The organism is Arsenicitalea aurantiaca (assembly GCF_003994485.1).
GTDB lineage: Bacteria > Pseudomonadota > Alphaproteobacteria > Rhizobiales > Devosiaceae > Arsenicitalea > Arsenicitalea aurantiaca.
This window is the reverse complement of record NZ_RZNJ01000005.1, coordinates 185,820-203,486: the sequence shown is the minus strand read 5'-3', so window position 1 is coordinate 203,486 and position 17,667 is coordinate 185,820. Positions and strand designations below refer to the sequence as shown.

Here is a 17,667-nt window from a genome sequence, read left to right as displayed (position 1 = left end):
CTTTATTGTGACAGGGAGGCCCGGATGGTCTCCCTGATCTTTTCGCGCTCCTCGAGGTCGACGTCTGCCGACATGGCGATGTCATGGGCGATCCGGGCCGGACGCTTCAGCACCACGATGCGATCGCCGATGTCGAAAGCCTCGTTGATCGAGTGGGTGATAAAAACGGCGGTCTTGCCGTTTTCGCGCACGAGCCGGGCAAATTCGGTCCTGAGCTTCTGGGCCGTGATTTCGTCAAGTGCGGAAAATGGTTCGTCGCAGAGCAGCAGTTCTGCATTCGTCGCAAACGCCCGCGCGATCGAGACGCGCTGTCGCATGCCGCCTGAAAGCGCGTGAGGATAGTCATCCTCATGCCCTGCCAGACCGAGCTTGGACAGCCATTGCTTTGCCGTGTCGCGCCGCTCGGCCTTCGGGATGTCGAGCATTTCGAGCCCCAGCTCGACGTTCTGGATCGCCGTCCGCCAAGGGAGCAGCCGATCGTTCTGGAACACGATGGCGATCTTTCCCCGAAACCAGTCGAAATTGCGGAAGGGGTTCTGCCCGGACACCAGTACGGTGCCTTCGGAGGGCTCGGACAGTCCCGCGATCATGTTGAACATGGTGGACTTGCCGCATCCGGTCTTGCCCAGGAGCGCGACCAGCTGGCCCCGTCCGATGTCGAGCGAGAGGTCGTCCACCGCCCGGAAGACACCGCTGGGCGCGTCGGGGCTGCCGAAGACTTTCGACACCCGGTCGAAGCGGATTTCGGGCGCGGAGGCCTGATCTTTGCTGGTCATAGTGCACGCTCCGATACGGCGCGATAGCGAAAGGCGAAGGTCTCGATGAGGGTCAGTACCCATTGAAAGAGCAGCACGAAGAACACGAGCTGCAGGGTCCAGGCGAGCGCGCCCGCCATGTCGAAGAGCTGCTGTTGCTGGAGAAGCTGATAGCCGACCCCGCCCGAAGCGCCGACGAGTTCGGCGACGACGACGACGCGCGAAGCATTGCCCAGATTGACTTTCCAGGCGGTGAGGATCTCCGGCAGCACCGATGGCAGCACCATCATCCGGAAGAATTTGAGACGCGAGGGGCGGAAGCTCATCACCATCTCCAGGAGATCCTTGGGCATGGCGCGCAGCGCGCCCACGACCTGGAAGGTGAACGCCGGAAGGGTGGTGACCACCATGATGAAGAGGATGCGGAACTCGACGCCATGGAACCAGATGATGGCAAAAACCACCCAGGACAGGGCCGGAATGCCCTGGAAGAAGATCAGCACCGGCGAGAGGAAACGGTCCGCGAGCCGGGACTGAACGATGAGGAAGCCCAGTAGGCACCCGAAGACGAAGGCGCCTGCCAGACCCGCGAGGATACGCCCGGCCGTGGCGAGGACATCGGAGAACGCCGACCAGTCAGTCAGGATGGCGAGGCATCGCCAGAAGACGTCCACCAGCGAGGGAAAGAGGTAGCCCGGGAAGAACAGCGACGCGAACTGCCACACCGCGGCGATCGCCGCAAAGGGCGCGACGCCCATGAGAATCCGCCGCCCAAAGCCCACGAGCCGCCAGCTTTCCAGCCCGCTCTCCGATGTCGCGGCCATGCTCAGCGCGCTCCGGAGTAGATGGTCTCATCGGTCGGGGTCGAGGGCAGGAAGCCGATGGATTCCCCGGCCTCGTAGACCTTGCGGATCTCCTCGTCGACGTCCCCGGCCCACTGGACGTTGAGCCCCAGCCGCTCATTGTTGCGGATGAGTTCGCCGAGGCTGTCGCGATATTCCGCGGTACCCTGGCCGGCGATGATCGCGGCGGCTTCGTCCGGATTGGCGGCAACCCAGTCGGCCGCATCCTTGTAGGCGGAATAGAGGCGCGGGACGAGCGCCTCGTTCTCCTCGATCCAGGAAACATGAGCCGCCACACCGAGATAGGGGATGTTGGTGGAGCCGGCAAAGGCGCTCCACGCCTCGGGAATGTTGAGGTCGAGCGTGCGGATGTCGGGGCGCTGGGCGACGAGCGAGGTGTAGGCCGGCTCCCAGAGCTGGATGGCATCGGCGCGGTTGGCCATGGCGTAGCCGACGAGGCCCGGGGTGGCGGTGTTGACGACCGAGACGTTGGAGGTGTCGACGCCCATCTCGCGGGCGAACCAGTTGAACATCACGTAGTTCGTGGTGCCGGCGGCGGCGGCAAGTTCCCGGCCCTCGATGTCCGAAAGGCTCTGGACCGCATCGTTGGCGGTGACCACCGCGCCCCAAAAGTCGAACAGATTGAAGAGGTAAGAGACTTGTACCCCCCGCGCTTCGGCGAGCCCGACGGTGAGCAGCGCCGCGCTGCCGCCAACCCGGAACTCGCCCGAATTGAACTGCGCGGTATAGGCGTCGGGGGTGCGTTCGACGAAGGAAATGTCGAGCCCGTGGCGCGTGTCGAGGCCTTGGGCTTTGATGACTGGGGGCAAGAAGGCGCCGAGCGAGGGCGGGCCGAAGACGACGATCGACACCTCCTCGAGTGCATCCTGGGCCAGTGCCTGCCCCGGCAGAAGCGCCATCAGGCTCGCAGCGACAAGCGCGCTGGTGATTGATACGGGTTTCATCATGTCCTCCCTCGGAATGGAAAATCGAATGCGATCAGGCCTTTATGGCCTTGATCGAAGCACAGTCCGCCAGCCTCCTCAGCCCGGCGTCAACATCGTACCCGCACGAACGGGTTCATTCCCACGGACGGTACGGATTGATGCCGCACAATGTCAAGGGCATGATCAAATTTGTGCGAAACGAGCAGAAATTGCACTCGATCTTGCAATTCCTGCAGATACAATCGGGTGAAGGATCTTATCCCCGGGGCACAATCCAGTTGAATTGGCAAAACGCTTCGCCTATCCCCGCAGGGACGATCCCGGAAACGGACCGCTGATGGCTGAATGGCTCCCTCGCCTCGACCAGATTGACACGCCGCGCTATGGCGCGATCGTCGACGCACTCGAACGCGACATCGCCTCGGGTACGCTTGTGAGCGGAACGCGGCTGCTGCCGCAGCGCGAGATGGCGGGCCTGCTGGGGGTGAGTGTCGGCATGGTGTCGCGCGCCTATGCGGAGGCCGAACGCCGCGGACTTATCCGCGGGGAAGTGGGACGGGGTACTTTCGTCGACAACCGCCCGAGCCCGGCAGCCGAGCCCCGGCGCGATGCCGGACCCGGCCTCGTCGACCTCGCGCTCAACGTACCGCCCGACACCGGCGCGACGGCACTGGTCGAAACCCTGCTCGCCGAGATCGCCGGGGACAGTTCGGTACACGGGCTCTGCGCCTACCTGCCCCATCAGGGCATGGCCGAGCATCGGGCCGCCGTAGCCGACTGGCTCGAGGAGACCGGCTACCCCGTTTCGGCCGAACGGGTCTACATCACCCATGGCGCCCAGCATGGGCTCTTCCTTGCGCTCTCGATGGTCGCAGCTTCAGGCGACACGATCCTGACCGAGGAGCTGACCTATGCTGGGATAACCTCGCTCTCGGCGCTTTCGGGCTATCGCATTCACGGGGTGAGGATGGACGGACACGGGCTCGTGCCAGAAGCGCTGGACACCGCGCTCGGCGAAACCGGCGCACGGGCGGTCTATGCCATGCCGACCTACCAGACGCCGACCGGGCGAAGCATGCCGCCCGAACGTCGGCGCGAAATCGCCGAGGTGGTGCGCCGGCGCGACGCCTGGTTCATCGAGGACGATGCCTATGGCTTCCTGCCTCACGAGCCGCTGCTGCCGGTCTCGGCGATGATCCCCGAACGCGCCTTCTATGCGGTGAGCTTTGCCAAATGCCTGTCGCCGGGGCTACGCATCGGCGCGCTCGTGCCGCCCACGGCCTTCCGCGGGCAGGCGATCAACGCGCTTCGCGCCACCGGCTGGATGGCGACGCCGGCCATGGCCGAAGTCGTGCGGCGCGCCATTCGCGGGGGGCAGCTTGCCGACCAGGCGCGGCGCAAGCGCGAGGAGGCGATGAAACGCCAGCGCGCCGCGCAGGCGGCGCTCGGGACCTGGCTGTCGCCGGTTTCGGTGCCGGGCGGCTTTCACGTCTGGCTCGAACTGCCGCGTGGCCGGACGCTCGACACGCTGATCGCGCAGGCCAACTCCTCCGGCCTGCGGCTGGCCGCCTCGAGCGCGGTGGGCGGGGGCAATGGCAACCAGCTCAACGGCGTCCGGCTCTGCCTCGGCGGCGCCGAAAGCCTCGAGGCGCTCGAAGGCGCGCTCAAGCGCATCGCCGAGATCGTCGGCAGCGTCGAGGAAATCTCGCTCGTCTGAGCACCCATTGCCCTGGCGCCGGGCGCCACCACGAGCGAAGGCCAACCAATGTCCCTGACGATCCTCGCGCTGGTCGCTCTCACCATCTTTGCGGGCGGGATGATCAAGGGCGCAGTCGGGCTCGGCCTGCCGATGATCGCCATCCCGGTGCTCTCGATCTTCATCGGCGTACCGCAGGCGGTGACGATCGTGGCCGTGCCGATGGCGGTGACCAATGCCTGGCAGATGTGGCAGTTTCGCGCGGCGCGCCATGGCGTGCGCTTCCTGCCGGCCTTTCTCGTGGCGGGCGTCGCGGCGATCTTCCCGGGCACCTGGCTCCTGTCGCAGGCTTCGGGGGAATATCTCGAGCTTGCGCTCGGCATCACCGTGCTCGGCTATGTCGGGCTGCGCCTCAGCGCCGTAGAGTTCCACCTTTCCGAGCGCGCCGGGTCGCGGCTTGCCCCGGTGGTGGGGTTCGGCGCCGGCTTCCTGCAGGGGGCGACGGGCCTGTCGGGTGTGGTCGGCGCCACCTATTTCCATGCCATCGGGCTCGTGCGGCAGGGCTTCATGTTCAGCCTCGCCTCGATGTTCTTCCTCTTCATCATGATCCAGCTCGCACTGCTGGTCGGCTCGGGCATCTCAACCGAGCAGAGCCTTCTGACCGGGGTCTTCGCGCTCCTGCCGGCGGGGATCGGGCTCTTCATCGGCAATGCGATTGCCGGGCGGCTCGAGCGGCGCGTGTTCGACAGGCTGATTTATCTCGTCTTGATGGCGTCGGCCGTGCCGCTCATCTGGAGCAGCCTCACGATCATGGCCGGACGCTGAGCCCCGATGAACGGGGCTGGTGCGGGTGGTCGGGGTCGAACCGACACTCCTTTCGGAACCGGATTTTGAGTCCGGCGCGTCTACCAATTCCACCACACCCGCAAGAGCACTGGCCGGCCCCGGCACTAGCGCGAAGCGCCCCCAGCGTCAATGCCGAACGGCGCGCCCCAAGGCCGCCTTGTCGTTGACAGCCCGGCCGGAGGCGGCCACAGAGGACCCCGAGCCCCCGCCCGGAGAGACCGATGCTGCGCCGCCTCTATGACTGGACCATGTCGCTTGCCCGCGGCCGGCACGCGCCGCGCGCCCTTGCCGGGGTGAGCTTTGTCGAAAGCTCGTTCTTTCCCATTCCGCCCGATTTGCTGCTCATCCCCATGTGCGTGGCAGAGCCGCGCAAGGCCTGGCTCTGGGCGGGCGTGGCGACGGTGTTTTCGGTGCTCGGCGGATTGCTCGGCTATTTCATCGGCGCGATGCTCTTCGAGCCGGTCGCCCATCCGATCCTCGAATTCTACCATTATGCCGACCGCTTCGAGGCCTTTCAGCTCGCCTTCAACGAATGGGGGTTGCTGATCGTCTTCATCGCGGGGTTCACGCCCTTCCCCTACAAGGTCATCACGATCGCCTCGGGCCTCACCGGGCTCGGCCTGCCCGCTTTCATCATCGCCTCGATCATCGCGCGCGCCAGCCGGTTCTTCCTCGTTGCCGGGCTTCTCTACTTCTTCGGCGAGCCGATCCGGCTCTTCATCGAAAAGCGGCTCGGCCTGATGACGGCCATATTCGGCGCGCTCCTTGTGGGCGGGTTCGCGGCGATCCGTCTCTTCGGGTAATCATCACAAGAGAGGGAAGGACTGGCCTTCCCGGCCCGACCCGATTAAGCCCAATCCCATCGTCAGCACCAAGATCCCGCGTTCGTCCATGGCCGCCCTTTTTGCCGCTTCCCATGCCCGGCTCGCCGGCCTCGCAGCCTTCGTCCTCGGGTCCATCGCGATCCTGGGCGCGCTCGCATCCGAGCATATCTGGGGGCTCGTGCCCTGTACGCTCTGCCTCGAGCAGCGCATTCCCTATTACTGGGGCCTGCCGATCCTCCTGCTGGTGCTGCTCCTCTGGGCCCGCCTGCCCCGGCTCGTGCGCGCGCTGGCGCTCGGGCTCGTCGTCCTGCTCTTTGCCTGGGGCACGGGGCTTGGCGTCTATCACGCCGGGGTGGAATGGGGCTTCTGGCCCGGCCCCACATCGTGCACCGGCACCGGCGCGGCGATCAGCTTTGATGACCTTAACAACATCAATGCGGCGCGCATCGTGCCCTGCGACCAAGTGCAGTTCCGTTTCCTCGGGCTCTCGCTGGCCGGCTACAACGCGCTCGTTGCGCTCGGGGTGACACTCCTCAGCGGTATCGCCCTCGTGCTCGGCCTGCGCCGGAACGCCTGAGCGCCGGGTCACCGGCCGCCAAAGAGCGCGATGCCGCGCCTGCGCATCGGGACGACGAGCAGGGCCCCCGCCGCGATGCCGCCGAGATGGGCCCACCACGAGACGCCGTCATCGGACCCCACGAGCACGTAGAAGAGCTGCGTGCCGATCCATGCCCCGAGCATCCAGAAGGCGGGAACCGGCAGCGGGATGGGGATGACCAGCCGGAAGAGCACATAGACCCGCGCATGCGGGTAGAGGACGAGATAGGCGCCCATCACCCCCGCGACCGCGCCGGAGGCCCCGATCAAGGGGCCGAAGCCGCCATAATCGAACGCCATATGCGCCAGCCCCGCCAGCGCCGCGCAGAGGAGATAGAAGACGAGGAAGCGCACATGGCCCAGCGCATCCTCGATATTATCCCCGAACACCCAGAGAAAGAGCATGTTGAACAGCAGGTGCATCCAGTCCGCATGCAGGAACGCATAGGTGAGGAGCGTCAGCTGGTCGGGCAGCCAGGGCGCCGGCCCCGTCACCTGATTGCTGACGACGACCGGGATCATGCCGAATGCAACGACGAGATCGTCGAACTGCGCGGGCGGCAGGATGGACTGGAAGAGAAAGACCAGGGTCGTGACCCCGATCAGGCCATAGGTGACGTAGGGAAAATCGACATGCTTGATCGGATTGCGATCGTGCAGCGGCAGAAACATGCCCGTCCCCCCGGCCGGCCCTATTGCCGGTGCTGCCCCGGCACCCAGAGCACGTCTTTTTCTCCATTATTGTTGGCCACCCGCGCAAGCACGAACATGAGGTCCGAGAGCCGGTTGAGATAGGTGAGCGCATGCGGGTTGAGCCCGGGCTCGGCCTCGCCGAGCGCGACGACCAGCCGTTCGGCGCGCCGCGTGATGGTGCGCGCGAGATGGCAGAGGGCGGCGAGCCGGCTGCCGCCGGGCAAGACGAAGCTCGTAAGCGGGCTGAGCTCGGTATTGGCCGCATCGATCTCGGCTTCGAGCCAGGCGGTCTGCGCCGCCGTCATCCGGAGCGAGGCGGGCGCATCGGGATCGTCCGCCCCGGGGGTGGCCAGATCGGAGCCCAGATCGAAGAGATCGTTCTGGATGCGCGCAAGGAGCGTATCGACGCGCGGCATGCCGCTCGTTTCGAGCCGGGCCATGCCGATCACCGCATTGGCCTCGTCGACCGTGCCGAAGCTTTCGATGCGCAGATCATGCTTCTTGCGGCGCGGGCCGCGCACGAGCCCGGTGGTGCCGTCATCGCCGGTGCGGGTGTAGATCCTGTTGAGCCGGACCATCTCAGCCCCTCCCGAAGAAGAAGAGCGCGCCCATCATCAGGATGACCGCGACCGCCTGAGCGATGACGCGCAGGCGCATGAGCTGCTGGCTCCTGTTGCCGTCGCCGCCCTTGAGCATGTTCCACAGGCCCATCAGGAGGATGATGCCGACGATGACCACCGCGATGACGATGGCGAAGTTGAGGAGGTCCTGCATGAATAAACCCGGTTGGTCGGTTCTGGCTCTTTAACGCATCAGCGGCCCGAATGGACCGGCCCGGCCAGCAATCGATGATCAATGCCATGAATTGGGGCCAAGGTGAACCGGATCGGGCCCGGCAAATGGTCTCAGCCGAACCCGAGGCGCGCGCGGATATCGGCCGGGGTCCAGCCCCGGGCGCGAAGGTCCGCGAGGCTTTCCGAGCCGCGGGATTTGGCGAGCTTTTCGGCGCCCGCATCGCGCACGAGGCCGTGATGGGCATAGACCGGATGGGGGAGATCGAGGAGGCGTTGGAGGAGCACGTGGATGTCGGTCGCCGCAAGCAGGTCCGCGCCGCGCGTCACATGGGTTATGCCCTGATGGGCGTCGTCGAGGACGGCGGCGAGGTGGTAGCTCGTCGGGATGTCCCGGCGCACGAGGACGACGTCGCCCCAGCGCGCGGGATCCGAAGCCCGGAGGGTCGGCGACCCCAGCCGATGGTCGGGCAGGATCTCGGCTTCGGGGATCTCGGGCCGCCCCGCTTCGGCGATGGCGCGGGCCATATCGAGCCGGAAGAGATGGGGCGCGCCCGCGGCGATCGCGCGATCGCGGTCACCCTGCGCCAGATGCCGGCAGCGCCCCCCATAGCGCGGCCCGCCATCGGGATCGACGTGTGTGGCGTCCGCGGCGACCTCGCGCCGGCTGCAGAAGCAGGGATAGAGGAGCCCGCGCCTTTCCAACGCCTCGGCAGCGGCCCGGTAGGCGGCAAAGCGGGTCGACTGGACGAGCACAGGTTCGGGCCAGCGCAGGCCGAGCCAGGCGAGGTCCTCGAAGATGGCGCGGGTGAATTCGGGTTTACAGCGGCTGATGTCGATGTCTTCGATGCGCAGGAGCGCCTCTCCGCCGAGCGCCTCTGCAGCCCCGAAGGTGAGGAGCGCCGAAAAGGCGTGCCCCAGATGGAGCCGTCCGTTCGGGCTCGGCGCGAAGCGCAGGCGGGGGCGATGAGCAAGGGACGAAGCCATGGCAAAGCCATATCATGAGCGGTGAGCCGGCCCTAGAGCGGCTCGAGACCGAGGCGATCCTCGCCCGGCACCTGGCGGGGCTGCTTGCGCGGGACGAGCGGCTCGTCGTGGTCGCCGAGCGGGCCGGGCCCCTCATGCCGCGGCTGAGCGTGCCCGGCTTTGAAGGGCTCGCCAAGACCGTCTGCGGGCAGCAATTGTCGGTTGCGAGCGCACGGGCGATCTGGGCGCGCTTTGCCGAGATCGAGGGCGCGACCGACCCCAGACGTTTTCTTCTGATCGACGAGGGCGCGCTGCGCGCGACGGGCTTTTCCAAGGGCAAGATCGCGACCCTGAGGGCGGCGGCCGAGGCGATCGTTACCGGAAGCCTCGATCTCTTCGCCATCGAGGCGCTGCCCGTTGCCGATGCGGTGGCCGCGCTCACTTCGATCCGCGGGGTGGGCCCGTGGACCGCCGAGATCTATCTCATGTTCTGCGCGGGCCATCCCGACATCTTTCCTGCGGGCGACCTGGCGCTGCAGAAGGCGGTGGCGCACGGGCTGGGGCTTGACGGGCGGCCGGACATCGCGACACTTTCGGAAATCGCCACCCTCTGGGCGCCCCATCGCGCGACAGCGGCGCTCCTCTTCTGGCGCTATTTCGCAGCCCTGCGCGAACGCGAGGGCATCGCCCTCTGATCTCCCCCCGGGAAGGACCGCCCATGCCCCAGACGCTCTCCGGACCCATGCTGCCGCCCGCGAGCGGGGGCGCGCCACGCCAGATCGTCGTCCTGCTGCATGGCTATGGCGCGGACGGGAACGATTTGATCGCGCTCGGCCAGCACTGGCGGGCGCTCTGGCCCGACGCGCTCTTTGTTGCGCCCAACGCGCCCGAGCCCTGCGCGGAAAGCCCCATGGGCTATCAATGGTTTCCTCTCGCGCTCGAGCGCAGCGAAAGCCGGATCGAGGGCGTGCCGCGCGCCCGGCCGGTGGTTTCGGGTTTTCTCGAGGCCCTCTGGGCGCAGACCGGGCTCGGGGCGGGCGAGACCGTTCTCGCCGGGTTCAGCCAGGGCGCGATGATGGCGCTCCATACCGGGCTCTGGCTCGAGGAGACGCTGGCGGGGATCGTCGGGTTCTCGGGCGCGCTCGTGCCGCCCCGACCCTATGGCAGCGGGCCCCGCCCGCCCGTCTGCCTCGTGCATGGGGACGCCGACCAGGTGGTGCCGGTCTCGCTCTCGCAAGAGGCGGCGACCGCGCTCGAGGCCGAGGGCGTGCCGGTTTCGCTCCGGATCTGCGAGGGCGTGGCGCACGGGATTTCGCCCGAGGGCCTCGCCTTCGCCCAGGGCTTCATCGAGACCTGCCTCGCATCACGAAAAAGCGCGCACTAGCCCACGCATAGCAGCTTCACAGGCCTGTCACCTTTGCCATAGTATAGAGCCACCATGACAGCACGCGATTCCGACTGCAGGAGCCTTGCGTGACGATACATGTATCGCCCGATGCCTGTCCTGCACTGGTCCTGAACGCCGATTACCGGCCGCTCAGCTATTATCCGCTTTCATTGTGGTCCTGGCAGGATGCCATCAAGGCTGTCTGCCTCGAACGCGTTCACATCGTTTCGAGCTATGACCGGGTCATCAAGAGCCCGAGCTTCGAGATGCTGTTGCCCAGCGTCGTTTCACTCAAGGATTACGTGAGGCCGGCCCGGCACCCCGCCTTCACCCGCTTCAACGTCTTCCTGCGCGACAAATTCCAGTGCCAGTATTGCGGCTGCAAGGACGAGTTGACCTTCGACCATGTCATTCCCCGCTCCAAGGGCGGGCGCACGACCTGGGAGAACGTGGTGGCGGCCTGCGCGCCCTGCAATCTGCGCAAGGCCAACCGGCTGCCGCGCGAGATCAACATGTTCCCCATGCAGGCGCCCTACCAGCCAAGCGTGCACGACCTGCACAACAATGGCCGGGCCTTCCCGCCCAACCATCTGCACCAGAGCTGGCTCGACTATCTCTACTGGGACATCGAGCTCGAGGAATAGCAATTTTGCGTTTACCCGCCTGCGCTAGGCTCTGCAGATGGAAATCGCGACGCAACTGACCATGATGCAGGCCGCCCGCACGCAGGGGCTGGCCAATATCGCCATCGTCAAAAAGCAGCACGAAATGGACATGGCGCTGATCGCCATGATCGACGAAGTCGCCCGCTCAGCCCCGCCGCCGGGCCAGGGCGCGGCGGTGGACAAGCTCGCCTAGCGACCCCCTCATCCGTCTCGGCTGCGCCGATCCACCTTGTTCGGCTCGTCGCGCTCCCCCGTCACCACCGGGCTTGTCCCGGTGGTCCAGAGGCCTCGCGCTGGGTTGGAGGGGCGGGGGCGGCGCAGGAAGGGCCCGCACCATCGCAGTCCCCTCATCCGCCCCTTCGGGGCACATTCTCCCACAAGGGGAGAAGGGGGTGCGGGGGGTTAGATCGGGGCAACCGCCTTTTTGCCCAGCGGGCAGCCGTGCCAATTCTCTCGTGGGGCACCGCTTCCTTCTCCCCTTGTGGGAGAAGGTGGATCGGCGCAGCCGAGACGGATGAGGGGACTGAGGTGGTGCGGTGAGATCGCCGAGAGAGCGACTAGAGGGCATCGAGTTCGGGCGCAGGTACGGGTGGTGGGAAGGCAGCCGTAGTGAAGGGCCCGCACCACCTCAGTCCCCTCATCCGCCCCTTCGGGGCACCTTCTCCCACAAGGGGAGAAGGGTGACGACTGCGGAGTTCGGCGGGGTGACGCTACCTATTCTCCCGCCGTCAGCGCAGCCCGGATCCCTCCTCCGTCACCACCGGCCTTGTCCCGGTGGTCCAGAGGGCGGGACGGGGGGCGGCAAAGGAAGGGCCCGCACCACCTCAGTCCCCTCATCCGCCCCTTCGGGGCACCTTCTCCCACAAGGGGAGAAGGGTGACGACTGCGGGAATTGGGGACTATGAGGGCGAGGCGGTGCCGGCCCCTATCGCTTCAGCGGGCCGACCATCTGTTCGGGCTTTACTTCGGCGTCGAATTCTTCGCCGGTGAGGAGACCGAGCGCGATGGCGCTTTCGCGGAGGGTCGAGCCGGTCTTGTGGGCGTTCTTGGCGATCTTGGCGGCGTTGTCGTAGCCGATCTTGCGGTTGAGCGCGGTGACCAGCATCAGCGAGTTGTTGAGGTGTTCGCCGATGCGCTTGCGGTCGGGCTCGATGCCGATGGCGCAATTGTCGTTGAAGCTCTGCGCGGCATCGGCGAGGAGCCGGACCGATTGCAGGAAATTGTAGGCGATGACGGGCTTGAAGACGTTGAGCTCGAAATTGCCCTGGCTTGCGGCAATGCCGATGGTCGCGTCATTGCCCATGACCTGGGTGCAGACCATGGTGAGGGCTTCGGACTGGGTCGGGTTGACCTTGCCCGGCATGATCGAGGAGCCCGGCTCGTTTTCGGGAATGGTGAGTTCGCCGAGGCCCGAGCGCGGACCGGAAGCGAGCCAACGCACGTCATTGGCGATCTTCATGAGGGCGGCGGCCAGCTGCTTGAGCCCGCCGCTCGAGCCGACGAATGCGTCGTGACCGGCCATCACCGCGAACTTGTTGGGTGCGGTAATAAAATCGCGCCCGGTGAGCCGCGCGATCTCGGCGGCGACCGTTTCGGCATAATCGGGATGGGCGTTGAGCCCGGTGCCGACCGCGGTGCCCCCGAGCGCAAGCTCGCGCAACTGGGGCAGTGTGACGGCGATGGCGCGCATGGCGAGGTCGATCTGGGCGACCCAGCCGCTCATTTCCTGGCCGAGCGTCAGCGGGGTCGCATCCTGAAGGTGCGTGCGCCCGATCTTGACGACGTCCATGAACTCCTCGGACTTCGACGCAAGCGTGCCGCGCAGCCGCTCGATCCGGGGCACGAGATAACCCTCGATCGCCTCGACCGCCGCAATGTGCATGGCGGTGGGATAGGTGTCGTTGGAGGACTGGCTCATATTGACGTGGTCATTGGGGTGGACGGGCTTTTTCGAGCCCATCGTGCCGCCGGCCAGTTCGATGGCGCGGTTCGAGATCACCTCGTTGACGTTCATGTTGGACTGCGTGCCCGAGCCCGTCTGCCAGACGACGAGCGGAAAATGCCCCTCGAGCTGGCCCGAGATCACCTCGTCGGCGGCCTTGACGATGAGGTCGCGGGTCGCTTCGTCGAGAAGCCCCAGCCGGTGATTGGTGATCGCCGCGGCCTTTTTGAGGATGCCGAAGGCCCTGATGATCTCGACCGGCATCTTTTCCCCGCCAATGTCGAAATTGGCGAGCGACCGGGCGGTCTGGGCTCCGTAGTATTTTTCGGCAGGCACGTTGATCGTGCCCATGGAATCGCTCTCGACGCGGATCGCCATCCTGCTGCTCCTCGGCATAAAACAAGACGGCCAGCCCCTTGTGGGACTGGCCGCCGGATTGTCAGTTCAGTCCTGCAAGCCGCTCAGCTCTTGCGCGGCTCGAGGATCTGCCGGCCACGATACATGCCGGTCTTGAGATCAACGTGGTGAGGACGGCGCAGTTCGCCCGAATCCTTGTCCTCGACATAGGCCGAGGCCGAAATCGCATCGGCCGAACGGCGGAAACCGCGCTTGGACGGCGAGGTCTTGCGTTTTGGCACTGCCATGGTCGTAACTCCATCTCGAAATCTTGGCGCCGCAAGCATGAACGGGAGTTCCGCTGGCAACGGCAACAGACTGGGTCTGTCGTGAATTGGCGGGTTCTATAGAGGCTTTTGCGCCGCTTGGCTAGAGCGTTGGAACGGGAATCTGCGCCCTAGAGGGCGAGCGCCCGCCCGGGCGCCACGCAGCCGGCGCGCGTGCCGAACTGCCGGGTCCGCGCTTCGATGACGGACGCGACGCGCCGCAGGCCCGGGCCCGGGCGGCCCGGCCGGCGCACCAGCGGATTGGGGAGGGTGACGGCAAGCAGGCTCGCCCGCTCCCAGCTCAGGGCATCGGGCACGACCCCGAACGCCGCCTCGGCCCCCGCGACCACGCCGAACTGGCCCTCCGGGCCCCATTCGGCGATGTTGAGATAGATCTCCATGATCCGCTTCTTGGAGAGGACCAGATCGATATAGAGCGCCAGCGGCACTTCGAGCGCCTTGCGCACCGCCGAGCGGGAATTGGTGAGGAAGAGATTGCGCGCCACCTGCATGGTGAGCGTCGAGGCGCCGCGCGTGTCCCGGCCGGCGAGGAAATTGTCGATCTCGGTGCGCAGCGCGGACAGATCGACCCCGTGATGGCGGCAGAACTGCCCGTCCTCGCTCATGATCACGGCCGCCTTCAGCCGGTCCGAAACCTCCTCGATGTCGCGCCACACCCGCACCACCGGACGGCCGGTCAGATGCCGCTCGAGCATGGGGACCGAGACCGGCGGCACGAAGCCGTAGACCGGCACGAGCACGAGCGGGATCGCGACGATGGCGCCAAGGATAAGGCCGAGCGCGCGCAGGAGGCGCAGCTTCCGGCCGCGGCGCCGGCGCGGGGCCTTGCCACTGGGGGTGAGGGTATCGCTCATGGGCGCTTGATAGACCATCTGCGGGCCCGGGCGCGAGTGCCCTCGCCCGCCTCTTGCTGGGCGCGGCGCGCCAATGTAGCAAGGGGCCATGACAGCGCTCAGCGACGACATCGCCCTTTATGGGCAGCAGATCGAGGCCTTCCTCGCGCACCGCTTCGCGCCCGCCGAAGGCGGCATGCCCGACAGGCTCGGTGCGGCGATCCGCCACGGGACGCTGGGCGGCGGCAAGCGGCTGCGGCCCTATCTCCTTGCCATCAGCGCGGGCCTTTTCGGGGTGCCCCATCGGGCGAGCCTCAGGGCCGGGGCGGCGCTCGAATGCATCCATTGCTATTCGCTCGTCCATGACGATCTGCCCGACATGGACAATGACGCGTTGCGCCGCGGCCGGCCGACCGTGTGGAAGGCGTTCGACCCCGCGCTCGCGATTCTTGCCGGGGATGCGCTCCTGACCGAGGCCTTCGCGCTGCTTGCCGAGCCCGAATGCCATCCGGACCCCGACGTGCGGGTCGAGCTCGTCGGGACCCTCGCCCGGGCGGCGGGCGGGGCGGGCATGGTGGGCGGGCAGGTGCTCGACATCGAGGGGGAGACGACCCCGCTCGACGAGGACGCGATCTTCCGCATGCAGGCGTTAAAGACCGGGGCGCTCCTGCGTGCGAGCGCGGAAATGGGCGCGGTGCTCGGGCGCGCCGATCATCATGAGCGCGCCGCCCTCATCGGGTTCGGCGCCTCGGCGGGGCTCGCCTTCCAGATCGCCGACGACATCCTCGACGTCACCGCCTCGAGCGCGACCCTGGGCAAGACGGCGGGCAAGGATATCGAGCAGAACAAATCCACCATCATCGCGCGGCGCGGGCTCGCGGCGGCCCGTGAGATTCTCGACCATGCGGTGAGCGACGGGCTGCGTGCGCTCGAGATCTTCGGGCCCGAGGCCGACCGGCACCGCGCGCTCATCCGGCTCTTTGCCGACCGCACGAGCTGAGGGCACTGCGATGAGCCTGCAATCGGTCAAGGCCTGGTTTGCGCTTCATGCGCCCGACATCGAAGTGATCGAACTGGCCCAGAGCACCGCAACGGTCGCGCTCGCGGCGGAGGGCCATGGCGTCGCGCCCGGGCAGATCGCCAAGACGCTCTGCCTTCGGGTGGGGGAGACGCCCATCCTCGTCGTCACGAGCGGCACGGCGCGGCTCGACAACAAGAAGGCGCGGGCGGCGCTCGGGGGCAAGCCGCGCATGCTGGGGCCCGAAGAGGTCGAGGCGCTGACGAGCCATCCGGTGGGCGGGGTCTGCCCTTTCGGCCTGCCCGGCCCGATGCGCGTCTACGCCGATGTCTCGCTCCGGGCCTTTCCGATCGTGATCCCCGCGGCCGGCTCGACAAACAGCGCGGTGCGGATCGCGCCCGAGCGCATGGCGAGCCTCGTGGGCGCGCAATGGATCGACGTTTCGGAAATCCGCGAGTGACCTATTCGGCCGCGTTGGCCGAGCCGCCCCGCCCGAAGCGCTTTTCGATGTAGTCGGCGACCATCAGCTTGAACTGGTCCGCGACGTCCGGGCCACGGAGCGTCGCGACCTTCTGGCCATCGACGAAGACGGGGGCGGCGGGGCTTTCCCCGGTGCCGGGCAGCGAGATGCCGATATCGGCGTGCTTGCTCTCGCCCGGGCCGTTGACGATGCAGCCCATGACCGCGACCGAAAGCGCCTCGACGCCCGGATAGCGTTCCTTCCACTCGGGCATGGAGGAGCTGAGATGCCCCTGGATCTCCTGGGCGAGCGACTGAAAGGTCGTCGAGGTGGTGCGCCCGCAGCCCGGGCAGGCCGCGACCACCGGCAGGAACTGGCGGAAGCCCATGGTCTGCAGCAATTCCTGGGCGACCATCACCTCCTTGGTGCGGTCCCCGCCGGGTTCGGGGGTGAGCGAGATGCGGATCGTGTCGCCGATCCCCTGCTGCAGGAGGATGCCGAGCGCCGCCGAGGAAGCGACGATGCCCTTGGAGCCCATCCCCGCTTCGGTCAGCCCCAGATGGAGCGCGTAATCGCAGCGCGCCGAGAGATCCTGATAGACCGCGATCAGGTGCTGGACGTCCGAGACCTTGGTCGAAAGGATGATCCTGTCGCGCCCGAGACCCAGCTCCTCGGCCCGCTCCGCCGAGAGCAGCGCGGACTGGATGATCGCCTCGCGCTGGACGGCCGCGGCAGAGACCGGGGTCGGGGAAACCGCGTTGGCGTCCATCAGGCGCGTCAGCAATTCCTCGTCGAGCGAGCCCCAGTTGACCCCGATGCGCACCGGCTTGTTCCAGCGGATGGCAAGCTCGATCAAGGTCGCGAACTGGGTGTCGCGCTTGGCCTTGAACCCGACATTGCCCGGATTGATCCGGTATTTGGCGAGCGCCTCGGCGCAGGCGGGATGATCGGTGAGGAGCTTGTGCCCGATATAATGGAAATCCCCGATCAGTGGCACATTGACCCCGCGCGCCAGAAGCCTGTCGCGGATATGGGGGACGGCGGCCGCCGATTCGTCGCGATCGACCGTGATGCGCACCAGCTCCGAGCCGGCCCGCGCCAGCGCTGCGACCTGCGCCACCGTCGCATCGATATCGGCGGTATCGGTATTGGTCATCGACTGCACGACGATGGGCGCGTTGCCCCCGACCGTGACGCCGCCGACATTGACGCCGACCGAATAGCGACGTGCTGCTGGGCCTGACATGGATCACCTCTTGCTCAAAGGAGGAATAGGCCTTCGAGCCTATGGAGGCAAGATTACGCTTGCGTGATGGGCGGGGTGAGCGGGGCTCTTGAAGGGGGGTCGGGACCCCCCCATCTATTGGCCATGAACAAATTCTTCTCAGCGGCCCTGCTGCCCCGTTTCCTGCGCTTCCGCAAGGAAGTGATGCTGCTCTGGCGTGCCTTCTGGGCGCCGGCAACGCCGTTTTACCTCAAGGCAGCGACGCTCTTTGCGTTTCTCTACCTCGTGAGCCCGGTCGATCTGCTGCCCGATGTGATCCCGGTGCTGGGCTGGCTCGACGACATCATCATCGTGCCGCTGATCATCGGCTGGATCGCCTCGCGCCTGCCCGGCGCCGCCGACCCGGCCACCCGCGCCGCCGCGGCGGCGTCCGCCCCGCGCGGGGACGGCCACACGATCGACGGCACGGCACGCCGCCTCTAGAAAACAAAAAGGCC

Annotated in this window: 22 protein-coding genes and 1 tRNA gene; 11 read left to right on the top strand and 12 right to left on the bottom strand. The window is 66.8% G+C overall.

Translation table 11 applies throughout. The features are described 5' to 3' along the window. Positions 1-2: 2 nt before the first annotated feature. The 3 genes from EMQ25_RS14955 to EMQ25_RS14945 are packed head-to-tail and all read right to left on the bottom strand — an operon-like array spanning position 3 to position 2,562. Positions 3-776, bottom strand: a complete 774-nt coding sequence (locus tag EMQ25_RS14955) for an ABC transporter ATP-binding protein (RefSeq protein ID WP_127189402.1) — start codon at positions 774-776, stop codon at positions 3-5. Beyond that, on the bottom strand, positions 773-1,579 hold the full coding sequence (locus tag EMQ25_RS14950) for an ABC transporter permease (protein WP_127189401.1): 807 nt from the start codon (positions 1,577-1,579) through the stop codon (positions 773-775). The genes EMQ25_RS14955 and EMQ25_RS14950 overlap by 4 nt, the downstream gene beginning before the upstream one ends. A 2-nt stretch (positions 1,580-1,581) precedes the next feature. Further along, on the bottom strand, positions 1,582-2,562 hold the full coding sequence (locus EMQ25_RS14945) for an ABC transporter substrate-binding protein (RefSeq protein WP_158626098.1): 981 nt from the start codon (positions 2,560-2,562) through the stop codon (positions 1,582-1,584). A 319-nt stretch (positions 2,563-2,881) separates the two neighbouring features. Here EMQ25_RS14945 and EMQ25_RS14940 point away from each other — a divergent pair, with 319 nt between their 5' ends. Both EMQ25_RS14940 and EMQ25_RS14935 read left to right on the top strand, forming a co-directional pair. Then, a complete protein-coding gene (locus EMQ25_RS14940) occupies positions 2,882-4,261 on the top strand; it encodes an aminotransferase-like domain-containing protein (protein WP_127189399.1) in 1,380 nt (459 codons plus the stop codon). A 48-nt stretch (positions 4,262-4,309) separates the two neighbouring features. Next, positions 4,310-5,065 (top strand): sulfite exporter TauE/SafE family protein, encoded by a 756-nt coding sequence (locus tag EMQ25_RS14935; RefSeq protein ID WP_127189398.1) that lies wholly within the window; start codon positions 4,310-4,312, stop codon positions 5,063-5,065. Between the two features lie 17 nt (positions 5,066-5,082). Here the strand turns inward: EMQ25_RS14935 and EMQ25_RS14930 are convergent. Beyond that, positions 5,083-5,167: transfer RNA gene (locus EMQ25_RS14930), tRNA-Leu, on the bottom strand. A gap of 140 nt (positions 5,168-5,307) precedes the next feature. On the opposite strand from EMQ25_RS14930, the gene EMQ25_RS14925 reads away from it, so the two are divergent. Both EMQ25_RS14925 and EMQ25_RS14920 read left to right on the top strand, forming a co-directional pair. Beyond that, a complete protein-coding gene (locus tag EMQ25_RS14925; RefSeq protein WP_127189397.1) occupies positions 5,308-5,889 on the top strand; it encodes a YqaA family protein in 582 nt (193 codons plus the stop codon). Positions 5,890-5,977: 88 nt separating this feature from the next. Next, positions 5,978-6,487: a disulfide bond formation protein B gene (locus EMQ25_RS14920; RefSeq protein ID WP_127189396.1), complete on the top strand. Its 510-nt coding sequence runs from the start codon at positions 5,978-5,980 to the stop codon at positions 6,485-6,487. Between the two features lie 8 nt (positions 6,488-6,495). Here the strand turns inward: EMQ25_RS14920 and EMQ25_RS14915 are convergent, their stop codons facing one another. The 4 genes from EMQ25_RS14915 to gluQRS form a co-directional block, all read right to left on the bottom strand. Next, positions 6,496-7,179 (bottom strand): rhomboid family intramembrane serine protease, encoded by a 684-nt coding sequence (locus tag EMQ25_RS14915; protein ID WP_127189395.1) that lies wholly within the window; start codon positions 7,177-7,179, stop codon positions 6,496-6,498. Positions 7,180-7,199: 20 nt separating this feature from the next. Continuing rightward, the gene (locus EMQ25_RS14910; RefSeq protein ID WP_127189394.1) at positions 7,200-7,778 is read right to left on the bottom strand and encodes a cob(I)yrinic acid a,c-diamide adenosyltransferase; all 579 of its coding nucleotides are present in this window, start codon (positions 7,776-7,778) and stop codon (positions 7,200-7,202) included. 1 nt (position 7,779) lies between these two features. Next, positions 7,780-7,974, bottom strand: coding sequence for a twin transmembrane helix small protein (locus EMQ25_RS14905; RefSeq protein ID WP_127189393.1), 195 nt, complete (start codon positions 7,972-7,974; stop codon positions 7,780-7,782). A gap of 131 nt (positions 7,975-8,105) precedes the next feature. Beyond that, positions 8,106-8,978, bottom strand: a complete 873-nt coding sequence (gene gluQRS, locus EMQ25_RS14900; protein ID WP_127189392.1) for a tRNA glutamyl-Q(34) synthetase GluQRS — start codon at positions 8,976-8,978, stop codon at positions 8,106-8,108. 14 nt (positions 8,979-8,992) lie between these two features. Here gluQRS and EMQ25_RS14895 point away from each other — a divergent pair, with 14 nt between their 5' ends. From EMQ25_RS14895 to EMQ25_RS18110, 4 genes are all read left to right on the top strand, one after another. Beyond that, a complete protein-coding gene (locus EMQ25_RS14895) occupies positions 8,993-9,652 on the top strand; it encodes a DNA-3-methyladenine glycosylase family protein (RefSeq protein ID WP_127189391.1) in 660 nt (219 codons plus the stop codon). 23 nt (positions 9,653-9,675) lie between these two features. Then, positions 9,676-10,341 (top strand): alpha/beta hydrolase, encoded by a 666-nt coding sequence (locus EMQ25_RS14890; RefSeq protein WP_127189390.1) that lies wholly within the window; start codon positions 9,676-9,678, stop codon positions 10,339-10,341. A gap of 89 nt (positions 10,342-10,430) precedes the next feature. Further along, positions 10,431-10,988, top strand: coding sequence for an HNH endonuclease (locus tag EMQ25_RS14885; RefSeq protein ID WP_127189389.1), 558 nt, complete (start codon positions 10,431-10,433; stop codon positions 10,986-10,988). 37 nt (positions 10,989-11,025) lie between these two features. Further along, on the top strand, positions 11,026-11,202 hold the full coding sequence (locus EMQ25_RS18110) for a hypothetical protein (protein WP_158626097.1): 177 nt from the start codon (positions 11,026-11,028) through the stop codon (positions 11,200-11,202). A 732-nt stretch (positions 11,203-11,934) separates the two neighbouring features. Here the strand turns inward: EMQ25_RS18110 and fumC are convergent. The 3 genes from fumC to EMQ25_RS14870 form a co-directional block, all read right to left on the bottom strand. Then, complete coding sequence (gene fumC, locus EMQ25_RS14880; protein WP_425290246.1) at positions 11,935-13,347, bottom strand: class II fumarate hydratase; 1,413 nt, start codon at positions 13,345-13,347, stop codon at positions 11,935-11,937. Between the two features lie 65 nt (positions 13,348-13,412). Beyond that, on the bottom strand, positions 13,413-13,595 hold the full coding sequence (gene rpmF / locus EMQ25_RS14875; protein ID WP_127189387.1) for a 50S ribosomal protein L32: 183 nt from the start codon (positions 13,593-13,595) through the stop codon (positions 13,413-13,415). A 149-nt stretch (positions 13,596-13,744) separates the two neighbouring features. Then, positions 13,745-14,488, bottom strand: coding sequence for a transglycosylase domain-containing protein (locus tag EMQ25_RS14870; RefSeq protein ID WP_127189386.1), 744 nt, complete (start codon positions 14,486-14,488; stop codon positions 13,745-13,747). Positions 14,489-14,576: 88 nt separating this feature from the next. Between EMQ25_RS14870 and EMQ25_RS14865 the strand changes: the two genes are divergently transcribed. Beyond that, complete coding sequence (locus tag EMQ25_RS14865) at positions 14,577-15,467, top strand: polyprenyl synthetase family protein (protein WP_127189385.1); 891 nt, start codon at positions 14,577-14,579, stop codon at positions 15,465-15,467. Positions 15,468-15,477: 10 nt separating this feature from the next. Continuing rightward, positions 15,478-15,945 carry a YbaK/EbsC family protein gene (locus tag EMQ25_RS14860; protein ID WP_127189384.1) on the top strand — a complete coding sequence of 156 codons (468 nt, stop codon included), beginning with the start codon at positions 15,478-15,480 and terminating at the stop codon, positions 15,943-15,945. 1 nt (position 15,946) lies between these two features. Here the strand turns inward: EMQ25_RS14860 and ispG are convergent, their stop codons facing one another. Further along, entirely contained in the window at positions 15,947-17,191 is a 1,245-nt protein-coding gene (ispG, locus tag EMQ25_RS14855; protein ID WP_127189383.1) for a flavodoxin-dependent (E)-4-hydroxy-3-methylbut-2-enyl-diphosphate synthase, read from the bottom strand. Between the two features lie 123 nt (positions 17,192-17,314). Here ispG and EMQ25_RS14850 point away from each other — a divergent pair, with 123 nt between their 5' ends. After that, positions 17,315-17,653: a YkvA family protein gene (locus EMQ25_RS14850; protein ID WP_244606603.1), complete on the top strand. Its 339-nt coding sequence runs from the start codon at positions 17,315-17,317 to the stop codon at positions 17,651-17,653. Positions 17,654-17,667 lie beyond the last annotated feature (14 nt).

Coding starts and splice junctions, on each gene's coding strand:
- EMQ25_RS14910 (WP_127189394.1), bottom strand. CDS start 7,778: ATGGTCCGGCTCAACAGGATCTACACCCGCACCGGCGATGACGGCACC.
- EMQ25_RS14935 (WP_127189398.1), top strand. CDS start 4,310: ATGTCCCTGACGATCCTCGCGCTGGTCGCTCTCACCATCTTTGCGGGC.
- EMQ25_RS14925 (WP_127189397.1), top strand. CDS start 5,308: ATGCTGCGCCGCCTCTATGACTGGACCATGTCGCTTGCCCGCGGCCGG.
- EMQ25_RS14865 (WP_127189385.1), top strand. CDS start 14,577: ATGACAGCGCTCAGCGACGACATCGCCCTTTATGGGCAGCAGATCGAG.
- EMQ25_RS14870 (WP_127189386.1), bottom strand. CDS start 14,488: ATGAGCGATACCCTCACCCCCAGTGGCAAGGCCCCGCGCCGGCGCCGC.
- EMQ25_RS14850 (WP_244606603.1), top strand. CDS start 17,315: ATGAACAAATTCTTCTCAGCGGCCCTGCTGCCCCGTTTCCTGCGCTTC.
- EMQ25_RS14945 (WP_158626098.1), bottom strand. CDS start 2,562: ATGAAACCCGTATCAATCACCAGCGCGCTTGTCGCTGCGAGCCTGATG.
- EMQ25_RS14890 (WP_127189390.1), top strand. CDS start 9,676: ATGCCCCAGACGCTCTCCGGACCCATGCTGCCGCCCGCGAGCGGGGGC.
- fumC (WP_425290246.1), bottom strand. CDS start 13,347: ATGCCGAGGAGCAGCAGGATGGCGATCCGCGTCGAGAGCGATTCCATG.
- EMQ25_RS14950 (WP_127189401.1), bottom strand. CDS start 1,579: ATGGCCGCGACATCGGAGAGCGGGCTGGAAAGCTGGCGGCTCGTGGGC.
- gluQRS (WP_127189392.1), bottom strand. CDS start 8,978: ATGGCTTCGTCCCTTGCTCATCGCCCCCGCCTGCGCTTCGCGCCGAGC.
- EMQ25_RS14940 (WP_127189399.1), top strand. CDS start 2,882: ATGGCTGAATGGCTCCCTCGCCTCGACCAGATTGACACGCCGCGCTAT.
- EMQ25_RS14915 (WP_127189395.1), bottom strand. CDS start 7,179: ATGTTTCTGCCGCTGCACGATCGCAATCCGATCAAGCATGTCGATTTT.
- ispG (WP_127189383.1), bottom strand. CDS start 17,191: ATGTCAGGCCCAGCAGCACGTCGCTATTCGGTCGGCGTCAATGTCGGC.
- EMQ25_RS14905 (WP_127189393.1), bottom strand. CDS start 7,974: ATGCAGGACCTCCTCAACTTCGCCATCGTCATCGCGGTGGTCATCGTC.
- rpmF (WP_127189387.1), bottom strand. CDS start 13,595: ATGGCAGTGCCAAAACGCAAGACCTCGCCGTCCAAGCGCGGTTTCCGC.
- EMQ25_RS18110 (WP_158626097.1), top strand. CDS start 11,026: ATGGAAATCGCGACGCAACTGACCATGATGCAGGCCGCCCGCACGCAG.
- EMQ25_RS14955 (WP_127189402.1), bottom strand. CDS start 776: ATGACCAGCAAAGATCAGGCCTCCGCGCCCGAAATCCGCTTCGACCGG.
- EMQ25_RS14895 (WP_127189391.1), top strand. CDS start 8,993: ATGAGCGGTGAGCCGGCCCTAGAGCGGCTCGAGACCGAGGCGATCCTC.
- EMQ25_RS14920 (WP_127189396.1), top strand. CDS start 5,978: ATGGCCGCCCTTTTTGCCGCTTCCCATGCCCGGCTCGCCGGCCTCGCA.
- EMQ25_RS14860 (WP_127189384.1), top strand. CDS start 15,478: ATGAGCCTGCAATCGGTCAAGGCCTGGTTTGCGCTTCATGCGCCCGAC.